Annotated in this window: 9 protein-coding genes; 4 read left to right on the forward strand and 5 right to left on the reverse strand. The window is 70.5% G+C overall.

Annotated elements, in window-relative coordinates:
- Positions 1-16 precede the first annotated feature (16 nt).
- The 3 genes from JAV76_RS06235 to JAV76_RS06245 all read left to right on the forward strand — a co-directional run bounded on the left by JAV76_RS06235 (position 17) and on the right by JAV76_RS06245 (position 6,065).
- Positions 17-3,358, forward strand: coding sequence for a glycosyltransferase (locus JAV76_RS06235; RefSeq protein ID WP_198733174.1), 3,342 nt, complete (start codon positions 17-19; stop codon positions 3,356-3,358).
- Positions 3,355-4,701 (forward strand): BNR repeat-containing protein, encoded by a 1,347-nt coding sequence (locus JAV76_RS06240; RefSeq protein ID WP_198733175.1) that lies wholly within the window; start codon positions 3,355-3,357, stop codon positions 4,699-4,701. The genes JAV76_RS06235 and JAV76_RS06240 overlap by 4 nt, the downstream gene beginning before the upstream one ends.
- A gap of 722 nt (positions 4,702-5,423) precedes the next feature.
- Positions 5,424-6,065 carry an alginate O-acetyltransferase AlgX-related protein gene (locus JAV76_RS06245; protein WP_198733176.1) on the forward strand — a complete coding sequence of 214 codons (642 nt, stop codon included), beginning with the start codon at positions 5,424-5,426 and terminating at the stop codon, positions 6,063-6,065.
- A 7-nt stretch (positions 6,066-6,072) separates the two neighbouring features.
- On the opposite strand, the gene JAV76_RS06250 is transcribed toward JAV76_RS06245, so the two are convergent.
- From JAV76_RS06250 to JAV76_RS06270, 5 genes are read right to left on the reverse strand one after another with little or no spacing between them, the layout of a single operon-like run.
- A complete protein-coding gene (locus JAV76_RS06250; protein WP_198733177.1) occupies positions 6,073-6,825 on the reverse strand; it encodes a DUF6270 domain-containing protein in 753 nt (250 codons plus the stop codon).
- A complete protein-coding gene (locus tag JAV76_RS06255; RefSeq protein WP_198733178.1) occupies positions 6,825-7,730 on the reverse strand; it encodes an ABC transporter ATP-binding protein in 906 nt (301 codons plus the stop codon). The genes JAV76_RS06250 and JAV76_RS06255 overlap by 1 nt, the downstream gene beginning before the upstream one ends.
- Complete coding sequence (locus JAV76_RS06260) at positions 7,717-8,589, reverse strand: ABC transporter permease (protein ID WP_230401941.1); 873 nt, start codon at positions 8,587-8,589, stop codon at positions 7,717-7,719. Before JAV76_RS06260 ends, JAV76_RS06255 begins: the two co-directional genes overlap by 14 nt.
- Positions 8,586-10,391 carry a glycosyltransferase family 4 protein gene (locus JAV76_RS06265; RefSeq protein WP_198733179.1) on the reverse strand — a complete coding sequence of 602 codons (1,806 nt, stop codon included), beginning with the start codon at positions 10,389-10,391 and terminating at the stop codon, positions 8,586-8,588. The genes JAV76_RS06260 and JAV76_RS06265 overlap by 4 nt, the downstream gene beginning before the upstream one ends.
- Positions 10,388-11,617, reverse strand: a complete 1,230-nt coding sequence (locus JAV76_RS06270; RefSeq protein WP_198733180.1) for a glycosyltransferase family 4 protein — start codon at positions 11,615-11,617, stop codon at positions 10,388-10,390. Before JAV76_RS06270 ends, JAV76_RS06265 begins: the two co-directional genes overlap by 4 nt.
- 241 nt (positions 11,618-11,858) lie before the next feature.
- Between JAV76_RS06270 and JAV76_RS06275 the strand changes: the two genes are divergently transcribed.
- Positions 11,859-12,977 carry an LCP family protein gene (locus tag JAV76_RS06275; RefSeq protein WP_307844030.1) on the forward strand — a complete coding sequence of 373 codons (1,119 nt, stop codon included), beginning with the start codon at positions 11,859-11,861 and terminating at the stop codon, positions 12,975-12,977.
- Position 12,978: the final 1 nt, after the last annotated feature.

Raw genomic sequence — 12,978 nt, forward strand, 5'->3', positions numbered from 1 at the left:
GACAGGACTCGTCCTCGTGAGATCACGCATCAGGAGTTCCCTGCCTCTCATCGGCGCTCTCGTCCTCGTCACGATCCTCGCCGCGATCTGGTTCGTGCCGGACATCGGGGTCGAGGTCGGCCTCAGTGCACTTCTCATCGGTGTGACCGCGGTTCTCCTCACGGTTCGTCGAGCCACAGCGAGGCTCCTGACGAGGGTCGGAGCGGTGGACCGCCGCGTCGAGCAGAACCACAAACGCGCGTCGGAGTGGGACTGGCGCATCGGTGAACGTCTCACGGCAGCCGGCATCAGGGCGGTGGAGGTTCCCGTCCCGGCCACATCTGCCAGTACTCCTGAGCGGACCTGGAAGACGCATCCGCTCGTCGGGAGGTTCCTCGAGACGTCGATCCTCGACACGGAGTACTACTCGGCCGTCTCGGGGGCGCGGTTCCAGAGGGACGAGGACGCTGCAGCGCATTACCTGAACATCGGTATGGAGCAGATGCACGCTCCGTCCCTCCTCGTCGACGTGCACTCCCTGCCCGAGAAGCTGCGCGCCTCGATGAAGTTCGGGCGGGCCGAGGACTTCGTGTCCTTCTGGTCAACCGACGAGGCTGCGGCCGGACCGACGAGCGACCTCTTCGACCCACGGTGCGTCGAGGATGCGGCAGCGCGACAACATCCAGGGGGACCGCTCGGATGGTTCCAGTCATCCGCAGATGACGGTACGTGCCTCGCGGTGCAGCCGGAGAACCCACGATCAGGGGCCGTCTACCACCAGCTGCGACAGGAGGCGGTCCTCCACCACGTCTCCGTCCGTGATTCCCGACGGTTGGCGGGGCCTCGCGAGTCGACGAGTTGGGACGAGGCACGAGAGGCCCGATGGAGGGCCGAGGCCTCCGAGGTCGTCCTCCAGGAAGGCCTGACCGTGTCGGTGGTGCTGCCGGTCCGCGACCGGCAGTCCACCATCGCCGCCGCAATCCAGTCGGTCCTGGCGCAGACGTTCGACGGATGGGAGCTGGTCGTCGTCGATGACGGTTCGACTGACGAGACGAGTGAGATCCTGACCGGGTATGCGGAGGCGGATAGCAGGATCGTCATCGTCACCCTCGAACCCAGCGGGGTCAGCAGGGCGCGCAACGTGGGCCTGGAGCGAGCGCGTGGTCGGTACGTCGCGTTCCTCGACTCCGACAACACCTGGCGGGCCGACTATCTCGAGATGATGCTCAAGTGGTTCCGGGGGTCCGGCGGCCGGGCCGCTCACGCCGGGTCGAGGATCGTGCGTGGCCAAGGAGCAGCGGACGTCTTCAGGGCGTTCGAGGGAGGATTCGACCACCTGCGGATCCTCAACCACGTCGACATGAACGTCCTCGTGGTGGAGCGCGATCTCGCGCTCGAGGTGGGTGGGTTCGACGAGTCTTTGCGGAGGTGGGTGGACCACGACTTCGCGATCCGAGTGGCGCGAAGGAGTCCCGTGCCTCTCGTCCCGATCATCGCATGCGACTACACCCACTCCAGCGACCTCTCCGACCGGATCACTGTCCGCGAGTCCGACCACTGGCAGTGGGTCGTCCTGGGCAAGGCATGGGTCGAGTGGCCCGACCCGACCGTGGAACGTGTGCGCGGACGCGTGTCGGTCGTCATCCCGACCTACAACGACGCCGAGATGACCCTCCGAGCCGCGCAGTCGGTACTCCGTGACGACTCGTGGGCGGACACGGAGGTCATCGTCGTCGACAACGGGTCCAACCCGGAGGTCGCTCTGAGGCTCTTCACCGGCTGCCTTGGGGTGGCGAACCTGCATTACCGTCGGCTCCCGAGGAACCTCAACTTCGCGATCGGGAGCAACTTCGGCGCCGCTGCCGCATCAGGGGAGCTCACTCTGTTCCTCAACAACGACACGCTGGTGCGCCGCGGGGGTCTCGGGCCTCTCGTCGACCGTCTGCTCCGTGACGACGTCCTCGGCGTCCAGCCGGTGTTGGCGTATGCCGACGACACGATCCAGACGGCAGGGACGGTGTTCCCGGCGAGCGGGGCTCTCCCCGTCCACTTCCTCGCAGGGCACGCCCTCGAGGACTCGGAGGCCGCCGGAGGCCTCATCTTCAGTGCTGTGACAGCCGCAGCCGTCCTCCTGCGCACCAGGGACGTCGTCGAGCTCGGCGGTTTCGACCCGTTCTACGTCAACGGGATGGAGGACGTCGACCTGTGCTTGCGGATGCTCGCAACGAACCCCGGGAAGGGCTTCGCGGTCGAGCCCGACTCGGTGTTCACCCACCTCGAGAGCAAGACGCCGGGCCGGACGAGGAACCAGACCGAGAACCGTCGGATCTTTCTCGAACGGTGGGCCACGCGGATGCCGCAGCCGGAGTCGGCGCACTTCCACTCGTGCGGCTTCGAGATCGCGAGCATCGGGCATGACGGGTCACCGGTCCTCGCCCCCAAGATCCAGCTGGCGCGGCGGCGTGGAGCTCCGCGCCGCTGGGGGTTGAGAATCGCGGCGAACGCTGGCGGGCGTGGGGATGGGTGGGGGGACACGCACTTCGCGGAGTCGCTCGCGAGCGGACTGAGGTCGCTCGGTCAGCAACCCGTGACCTACCGGCACGGGGCGCATGAGGTCGACGCGAGTCGTTTCGACGACGTCCTGCTGGCTCTCCGAGGACTCGATCGCGTCCGTCCCCACCCCGGGAAGACCAACGTCCTCTGGGTCATCAGCCACCCCGAGCTCGTCACTGCGGAGGAGCTCCTCGAGTACGACATCGTCTGTGCTGCATCCGTGCCCTGGGCGCGCCGAATGGAGGACCTCACGGGGAAGACGGTCCACGTCCTGCTCCAGGCGACGGACTCCGATCGTTTCGGTCCTCCGGACCGGATGCCGCCGCGCACCGGTCGCGGCGTCTTCGTCGGCGGCGTCCATCCCGGGCGTGAGCGACGCACGGTGCAGGACGCGTTGAGCCTGGGCCTTCCGGTGACGGTCTTCGGGCCAGGCTGGGAGGGCCGTGTCCCGGACGACGTCTTCGGTGGGTCCTACGTCGCGAACGACGAGCTCGCCGACGTCTACCGGCGGGCCGACTACGTGCTGGCTGACCACTGGGACGACATGGCGGCCGACGGTTTCATCCAGAACCGGGTCTTCGACGCGGTGGCTGCGGGGGCGCGGGTGGTGTCGGACGAGGTCGAGGGTCTGGAGGCGCTATTCGGAGGTGCGGTGCGCACGTACGACACCCTGCAGACTCTCAGCGAGATCGCCGGCGCGGTCGAGCAGGCCTTCGTCGGTGACGAGGAGCTGCGCGCGATAGCGACGACCGTTGCCGCCGAGCACTCCTTCCTGAGCAGGGCGCGCGACCTTGTCGCCCTCGTCGAGAGTCAGGACCTCCCATGAGCGCCACCGTCCAAGAGACTCCCGACGGCGAGAGCACGGCGTCCCTCGACGTGCTCTACGAGGACCAGGACGTCGGGCGTGAGCTCCCCTCGGGCTGGAAGGTCGTCTCGAGGTCGCGATTGGTCGACGCCGTGTCCGACATCTATGTCGAACCCGGAATCTGGAGGTCCGACGAGTCGTTGACGGTCGGGTTCTACGACCATGAGCGCCAGCTCACGGTCGCCAGCAGGCAGGGCGGGAGCGAGGACTGGTGGTTCACGAGGCTCCCGACCTGGATCGGATGGGACAGCCACAACTACGTCTCCCTGATTGCGGACCGTGCGGGGTGCCTCCACGTGGCGGCGAACATGCACGCGACACCTCTCGACTACTTCCGGTCCACCGACGACTCGATCGGGACCCTGGCGCGCAGGGCCGAGATGGTCTCGAACGACCTCGAGGGCAGGGTGACCTACCCGCGCTTCGTGCCGATCGCGACCGGCGAGGTGACCTTCTGGTTCCGGGACGGGCAGAGCGGGAACGGTGTCCAGCGGGGCTACGTCTACAGTGAGGACGCACAGGCGTGGCGGTCCTTGGTGCACACCCCGATCATCGACGGAGGGGGAACGCGCAGCGCATACCTGGACGGAGACGCTCCCCGGCTCGGGCCCGACGGCCGCTACCACCTCCTCTGGGTCTGGCGCGACTCCCCGGACTCGGAGAGCACGCACACGATCTGCTACGCAGTAAGTGACGAGCTCAAGGAGTGGCGATCTGCCGCCGGGCGCCTGCTGGAGCTGCCGCTGAGGTCGAGTGACGAGCTGGTCGTCGATCCGGTCCCGCCTGGAGCAGGGTTGATCAACAACAATGTCCGTCTCGGCTTCGACTCGGCTGACCGCCCGGTGGTCCTCGCCCACCTGCGGGACCGGGACGGTTATCAGCAGCTGCACCTGTGGAGGTTCGTGGGCGCCGCGTGGACCCGGCGCCCTTTGACCTCCTGGGACGCGGTGTGGGACTTCAGTGGCCGTGGGAGCCTCCCTTTCGACCTGGAGATCGGACAGCTGACGATCACAGGCGGCCGGCTGTCGGTTGACGTGCGGTACAGGGACGGGGTCTCGCGCCTGACGATCGACGAGGAGGACTGCGCCGTGAGTACGGAGCCAGCGTCCCTGCCGTGGTCCGGAGTCCGAGGAGCTCCGGCCCTCGATGACGTCGTGACGTACGGGGCGTGCGCCTTGGCGGACGCGAGGTCCAGGAGTCTCCTACTCTGGAGGGCTGTCCCGCCGCGGCGGGACAGCGCTGACGGCGACACGTTCCCGGAACCGTCACCCATCGTGGTCGTCGACCTGTCTCTCGCACCGTGATGGTGGAGGAGCCAGTGGGGCGACCCCAGAGCAGACGAGACATGCAGGTCGGATTCGTCGAGAGCGTGTCCGAGGACAGGTGCACTCTCACCGGATGGGTCCGTGCACCGGAGGAGAGCAGACTGCCGCGGGTCTCCGTGGTCAGCCGTCGGGGTGAGGCGCTGGGTTCTGTCGTGATCGGCCCTGAGCGAAGGGACGTGGTGCTGGGCATCGGGGTGCGGAATCGGAGGATCCTCGTCCGGTTGGTCGACGCCCTCCCGCCCGGTGCCCTGACGACCGGGGAGTGCGCGGTGGTCCTCGAGGACGCAGAGGGCAGCTCTACGCTGCCTCGCGCCCGTCTGGTCGAGCGGGACGAGGTCGCACGGCTGGTACGGAGCGTCGAGACCGTCGACCCGGCGACCGTCCGGTCGCCAGCGGGTGTCTCGGTCCCGTCAGCGAACGTGCATCCCCAGGATCATCGGCGCCTGAGTTACGTCCCTTTCCCTGTCGGCCTGAAGTCTGGTGACGGATCCGCCGAGCTGGGGCACTCCGGGCACATCTTCCTCACGGGTGGCTCGAACGATCTCGCGTCGCGATACCGGGAACCAGCGGGCGTCGAGGAGGTCCGAGCGCACCACGAGGTGGTGGGCAGGTGGTCATCCCTGTTCGAACGCCGGGCACAGGTCGCCTCGGAGATCGGCACCACCTACGTGCAGCTGGTCATCCCCGAGAAGTCGAGCATCATGCACCAGCTCCTGGACGGGGTGTCGGGAGCCACGCCCGCCCTCCGTGCGCTCGAGATGGAGATGTCACCGCGTGCTTTCTACGTCAGTGCGCTCGACGCCCTATCGTCGTGGAGGCCGGGGCAGGACGACCCATGGCTGCGCCACGACGGTCATCTCTCTGCCTCGGGGGCTCTGACGCTGACCCGCGCACTCCTGCCGAGAATCTCCGTCGACCCGTCGGTCCTCTCGGACGTCGTCCTCGGCAGGCGTACCTTGATCAACGGCGATCTCGGACGACGGTTCTTCGGGATCGACCTGTGGGACCCGCAGCTGGAACCAGACGATGTCGCCGCGTGGCCGAGCCGTGAGATCGCACCGCACGTCGTTGAAGACCCCCCAGGTGGGCGGCACATCGGATCCCGACTCCACTGGCGGAACGACGAGGCGCTCATCGATGCCAGCGTCGTCGTGTTCGGGAACTCGTTCTTCGGCAGCGGTCAGTCGGCAGCGAAGCTGAGCTGGTGGTTCGCCAGGCTCTTCAAGGACTTCGAGTTCGTTTGGGACCCCGCCTTCGACGTGGATCATCTTCGGAGGAGGAAGCCCGACCTCGTGGTGGGCCAGACCATCGAACGGTTCCTCGGGCGTGTGCCGGAGGCTTGAGTGCACATCAGCGGTGGAGGCGCGTCGTCTCGATCTGACGTGCGAGGCGCGCGTACACGGCCTTCGCGTAGTGGAACGGCGCTATCCCCCACGGGTGGTCCGCGGAGGTCTCGGTCAGGTGGTCGTCCATGGTCAGGACGGTCCCCAGACGGCGGGCAGCGTCGACGTACGGCTCGTACGCCACGTTCGCCTGCTCGGCGTGGAGCCCGAAGCTCGACGGTGCAGGGTTCCCCTCGGAGTCGTGCTCGGCCCACGGTGGGGCGACCACGAGGACCTGGGGTCGGCGGGGAAGGTCTGCGACGAGCACGGTGAGCGCGTTGAGCGCGGCGCCCCACAGTCGCAGGTGTTCCGGGGACCCGAGGGGAACCGACCTCGCCTCCTCCCCGAGCCGCTCGTCCACGCCGCACTGGATGCCTTCTACCGACCGCGTGACGTACCTCCCGTCGGGGAGCTCGTACACCCCGAGGCGTTCGTCGGTGAGGTCCCAGAGGAGGAGGTCGATGTCGTTGCCGTGCTCCTGGAGGAAGGTCGGGAGGGAGCTGGCGAAGTCGTCGGCGAGCATGCGGCGTTGGAAGGGCGAGTCGAGGCGTTCGAGCCATTCCGCGGGGACGGGGGAGGGTGGGGAGAAGGCGCTGATGAGGGACTGGCGGGCGATGTACCGCACCAGGGTGAAGCGGTCCTGGTCGAGGTATTCGAAGGTGTCGCGGCTGACGCAGCTCCCGTAGATGGCCGTCCTGATCACGGCGCGCTCGTCGGCCATCAGTGCCTCCTCGCGTGCCGTACGGGCGACCCGCGCTGGGCGGTGGCGGCGAACTTCACGCTGGAGGGGGAGCTCTCGGCGATGGTCTCCTTGAGCAGGGTATCGGCGGCGTCCTGCTCTCCTTTGCTGACCTTCCACGCCCACAGCCGGTAGCGTCGGGCGGTCTCCTCGGCGGGGCCGTCGAGGACCACGCGCCCACGGTCCAGCCAGATGGCGCGTGTGCACATCTCCTCGATGACCTGCGCGGCGTGGTTGACGATGAACACGGTCCCGGCGTTGGCGCGCAGCTCGTCCATGCGTCGCTCGCTGCGTTCCTTGAACGCCGCGTCCCCCGTGGAGAGGGCCTCGTCGATGAGGAGGATCCGCGGGTTCGCGGCGGCAGCGATCGCGAACCGCAACCGCGCCCCCATGCCCGACGAATAGGTCCGCATCGGCAGGTAGACGGCATCGCCGATGCCGGCGAGGTCCACGACGTCCGGGAGGACCTCCTCCGTGCGCTCCGGGGACAGTCCCATCGCGAGACACCCCAGGCGGACGTTCTGCTCGCCCGAGAGGTCGGGCACGAGGGCGGCGTTCACGCCGAGGAGCACCGGGCTCGTCTCGGCGACCACCTCGCCCCGTGACGGGCGTTCGAGGCCGGCGATCACGCGGAGGAGCGTGCTCTTCCCGGAGCCGTTCGTCCCGATGATCCCGATCGACTCGCCCCGGTACGCGGCGAGGGACACCCCCGCCAGGGCCCGGACGAGGACCTTGGGCTGGCTGCCCACCACCTTCCGGACAGCGCGTCCCACTCCTGCCGCGCGGCCCCCGGGCGCCGCCCGCGTCGAGGGGACCCGGTAGTGCATGTGCACGTTGGCCACCGCCACGGTGACGTCCTTCTCCCAGAAGGGCCTACTCCCGTCCATAGGTCTCCTCCCCACGCCAGAAGAAGACGAAGCCGAGGAGCAGGGCCCCGAGCGCCCACGAGGCGAGCACGACCCACGACCCCGCCTCCGGCGTCCGCCCGTAGAGCAGCACGTCGCGCGTCATGTCGAGGACCACGTACATGGGGTTGAGCTTCACGACGGCCAGGACGGTCGGGTCCGACACGAAGCTGTCGAAGGAGAAGAACACCCCCGACCCGTACAACCAGAACCTCGTGAAGAACCCGATGAGGTTCGACAGGTCACGCACCCGCGCCACGAGGCGAGCGGCCAGCAGCGCGATGCCTGCGTTGAAGACGAGCTGGAGCGTGAAGACCCCGGGGAACAGCAGCCACCGCCACGTGACCTCTGCGTGCGGAGGCACCACGACCACGAGCACCAGCATGGAGACGACCACCGGCACCATGCTCAGCGTCTCCCGGAGCACGGCCGCGACCGGCAGCGCGGCGCGGGGGAACAGGAACGACCGGATGAGGGTGCGCCCCCCGCTCACGGAGCTCGCGCCCACGCTCAGGCACCGCGCCGTGAACTGGAACATGAACACCCCGATGAGCAGGTACCCGACGAAGTTGTCGATGCCCCGCCCGGACTTGAGGATCAGCCCGAAGATCGCGAAGTACACGAGCCCGTCGAGCACGGGCTTGAGGACGAGCCACGCGTTCCCGAGGATCATCTGCCGGGTGCCGCTGGCCACCCGCGCCCTGGAGTCGGCGACCACGAAGTGCCGGCGCGCCCACAGCTGGGCCACGTACTCGCGCAGCCCCGGCCGTCGGCCCACGGGGTGCAGCCCCTGGAGGTGCACCACCTCGACCTGCTGCCAGGGCAGTCCGTCGCCGCTCATGAGACCACCCCGCGGGCGGCCCCGTGCAGCACGTCCCGGTACGTCGCCCCCACGGAACGCCATGTCCGCCCGGCGGCGAACGTCCGCCCGCGCGCACCCAGGGCACGGCGGAGGTCCGCGTCCTCGGCGAGACCGGCGATGGTGTCCGCGAGCGCGACGGCGTCGCCGGGTGGGACGAGGTGACCGCTTCCCGGCTCGCGGACGAGCTCGGCGAGGGCGGGCACGTCGCTGGCGACGACGGGGCGCGCGCACGCCATGGCCTCGACGGGTTTGAGGGGTGTGACGAGCCGGCACACGCGGTGGTCCCTGCGCGGCACGACGAACACGTCGAGCGCCTGGTGGTGGAGGGCGGCGGAGTCGCGGGGCACGCGGCCCGTGAAGGTCACGGCCGACGAGATCCCGAGGTGGTGCGCGGCGGCCTCGAGGGAGGGCCGGGACACGCCGTCGCCGACGATGAGCCCACGGACGTCGAGGCCTCGCCCGCGAAGGTGGGCGACGGCCGCGACGAGCGTGTCGAGACCCTCGTAGTCGACGAGGCTGGACACGGTTCCCACCCACAGGCCGTCGGCCGGCAGCCCCAGGACCTGGCGCGCCTCGGCGGGGGAGAGGTGGGTGTCGAGGAGCGCCGCGTCGACGGCGTTGGGCACCAGGGTGATGCGGTCCTCGGGGACGCCGCGGTCCACGAGCTCGGCGCGCAGCGTGCTGCTCAGGGTGAGCACGTGGTCCGCGGCGAGCGTCAGCTCCGTCTCGCGTGCACGGAGCATCCGGTAGCGCTCGCTCGCGGCCGCCGTCTCCCGCTCGGCCCGGCTCGGGCGGCTCGCGACCCACGTCTCCTCGAGGAGTCCGCGGACCTCGTACACCCACGGCACGCCGAGGCGGTGCGCCGCGGCCCGGGCGACGAGCGCGTTCGTGTAGTTGGTCGTGGCGTGCAGGGCGTCCGCGCCATGGTCGCGGGCGATGGGGACCAGCAGGTCCACTCCCTGCCGGACCCGGTCCTCCGCGGTGCGGCCCGCCACGGGTGCGAGGAGCCTCCGGTACGTGATGCCGTCGACGACGTCCGTGTGCCGGGCGCCGAGCCTGCCGACGGACACCGGGTACCCGAGGCGCGTCGTCGCCACGGGGCGCAGGCCCGCGTCTCGTTGGGCGAGGAGCACCGAGTGGCTGCGCTGCGCGTACCCGCTCTGCGTGTGGGGGAGGGAGTTGGTGAGGACGTGCACCACGGACGTGCCACCGGTCCTCGCTGCCGTGCCACTGCCCGCCGTCTCACCGATCAGGTGACCCACGGTCATGACCGCGGCCTCCGACACCAGGCGCGCGTGGAGCGCACGTGTGGACGGCTGCGCGGAGGCGGCACGGACGGCGCCCGAGACGTCCCCGCTCTGCCACCGGGCCCGGACCTCCACCGACGGCGACGACGCCCGCACCGCGGCCGGCGCGTCGTCCGTGACGCCCAGCTGCACCGCGAGCTCCCCCGCGAGCCGTGCGCGGACCGGTCCTGTCGGTGACCGTCGCCCACCCGCGCGGTCGGCGGACCGGGCGAACACCGCCCGCAGCCGGGACCTGGCCTCGTCCGGCCGGTCGAGCAACCAGAGTGCCGTCGCGGCCCGCACCGAGACCTGCCGCCCCCGCGCACCCGCGAGGAGGGCGCCTGCCGCTGCCGCCCCGACCCGTCGTGGTGCCCGGCGCACCACCTGGACCGCCAGGAGCAGAGGGTCCTCGACGAGGTGGCGCAGCACCGTCGTCCAGGCGAGCGTCGCGTTGCTGAGGAGCTCGCCCGGCCGACCGGAGGCGAGACCGCTCATCCTGCGACGCCCTTGAGGAGCCGGACGTAGGCGAGCGCGAGCTCGTCGAAGTTCGCGTTCTCGAGGGCCCACTCGCGGCCCGCCGGTCCCACGGCGAGGGACTCGCGGTGGCGTGCGAGCCGGCCCCACAGCAGCGCCAGGGCGGCCTCGTCCCCGGGGGGCACGACGTCCCCCGCGCCCACGGACGCGATGAGCCGGGCGGTCTCCCCGGCCACGACCGCCGACACGTGGCGCCGCAGGGCGAGCGCCTCGTACGTCTTGGACGGCACCGTCCACTCGAAGGGCGCCCAGTCGCGCAACGACACCAGCACGGTGTCCGCCCACCGGTAGTGGTCGACGATCTCCTCGCACGGCACACGCCCCACGAACGACACCGGCGCCTCGAGCTCCAGGGCGAGCGCCCGCAGCTGCTCCTCGTCGGCCCCGCCACCCACGAACCGCACGTGCACGGGGATGCCGACCGTCCGGGCCGCGGCGGCCGCACGGATCGCGACCTCGAGGCCCTGGCTGCGTCCCATCGTGCCCACGTAGAGCACGTGGAGGGTCGTGCCCTCCACCGACGGTGGTGGCAAGGGGGAGAGGCGGTCGAGGGGGGCGCCGTTGCGGATCACCTCCACGTGGCGGACGTCGCGCGACCGCAGGACGTCCGCGAAGGAGTCCGTCGTGGTGACGACCGCGGCGGCGGAGCGCTGCCACCAGGTGAGCACCCGGTCGGCGACCGCGGTGAGGACGCGACGCTTCCTCGACACCCGGGTCTGGCCGTTGCGGAGCATGCCGCTGGCGTGGATGAGGTCCGGCCAGGCGTCGCGCATCTCGATGACGTGCGGGACGCGCAGGACGAGTCCCAGGAGCCACCCGGCGCCGATGGACGGGAGCCCGGGCGCCGTGGACACGATCACGTCGGGTCGTGCCGCGCGTCGGCGCAGGACGAGGAGCGCCCGCCGGACGGTGTCCGCGGCGGTGACGGCCTGGTCGACGGAGCGGGACCTGAGGTCGAGTCCGTGCTCACGGAACCGGACGCGGTGGACCGTCTCGCCGTGCTCCCCGAGGGACGAGGTCCCTGGGTCGAGGGCCCCCGACGTGTCCTCCGACGTGCCGCTCGGGTAGTGCGGTGGAGGGGTGAACACGACGACGTCCTGTCCCGCGTCCACGATCCGCGGGACGAGCGCGGTCCACCGGCGCTGGGGGGCGTTGTTCTCGGGGGCGTAGTGGTGCGTCACCAGCACGACTCGCACCTGCCACCCCCCTGCCGTCGCTCCGACCTGGTGCGGGCGAAGTCCGTCGAGCCAGACTATCGATCGCCCGCGGGAGCACCGTCCCACGGTGCCCGGTTTGGGGCGCTCGTGCTCGTCGTGCGCCCTTTTTCACCCGGTCGTGCGGATGTGGGTGTCGGTGAGCGGTGTGGTCGCCCACCGGGTGCGCCTCGGCCCCACCGACCAACGGTAGGTGAACCGTAGGATGGCGGCTGTGCCCCCTCACGCCGACCGTCGGCGCGCTCCCGCGCGCCCGGCCCCCGCTCGTCGCGCCCGCGCCGTCCGTGCCCACCGCGACGCCTCCGGACGTGGTCCGCGGCGGCGACCCCTGCTCGTCGTCGCCCTCCTCCTGGGGGGCCTCCTCGTGACCGCCACGGCGGGTGTCGCCGGATTCGTCGCGTGGCTCGACGGGAACGTGGACCGCATCGACGACCCGTTCGCCGCGCTCGACGAGGAGTCCCGGCCCGGCGCGGCCCCCACGGTCCCCGGTCAGGCGGACACCGCCCTCAACGTCCTCGTCCTCGGCGCCGACGGCAGCATCGACACCGACGACCCTGCCGGGTGGCAGCAGGGAGGGCAGCGCACGGACGCGATCATGATCGTCCACGTCGCGGCCGACAGGCGGAGCGCGGTGCTCCTCTCCGTGCCCCGCGACTCGTGGGTGGACATCCCCGGGCACGGGCAGGGGAAGATCAACGCGGCCTTCGCGTACGGCGGTCCGACCCTCATGGTCGAGACCGTCGAGCAGCTCACCGGCATCCGGATCGACCACGTCGCCGTGGCCGACTTCGAGTCGTTCATCACCCTCACCGACGTCCTCGGCGGTGTCGACATCACGGTCCCCGAGGACACCTACCAGCACGACAGGCTCCTGTTCTCCGCGGGCACCCACCACATGGACGGTGCCGCCGCCCTGGCCTACACGCGTCAGCGGTACGGGCTCCCCGGGGGCGACCTCGACCGCGTCAAGCGTCAGCAGAACTGGATGCGGTCCATCCTCACCACGACCCTCTCGGAGGGGACGCTCTCCGACCCCGTGCGGCTCACCCGATTCCTCACGACGGTGACGGGTGCCGTCGCGGTCGACGAGACGCTCGGGCTCGGCGACATGCGACGTCTCGGCGCGAGCCTGTCCGGTCTGCGAGCGGACGACGTCACCTTCCTCACCGTCCCCACGGAGGGCACCGGGCGCAGCCCTGACGGCACCCAGTCGATCGTCGCGCTCGACGCGGAGGCGCTCGCCCCGCTCGCAGCCGCCGTCGCCGACGACACCGTCGCGGACCTCCTCGCCACCGAGGACGGCCTGGACGTCCTCGAGGACAGCGTGTCCTGAC

The organism is Sanguibacter suaedae (assembly GCF_016342785.1).
GTDB classification, from domain to species: domain Bacteria; phylum Actinomycetota; class Actinomycetes; order Actinomycetales; family Cellulomonadaceae; genus Sanguibacter; species Sanguibacter suaedae.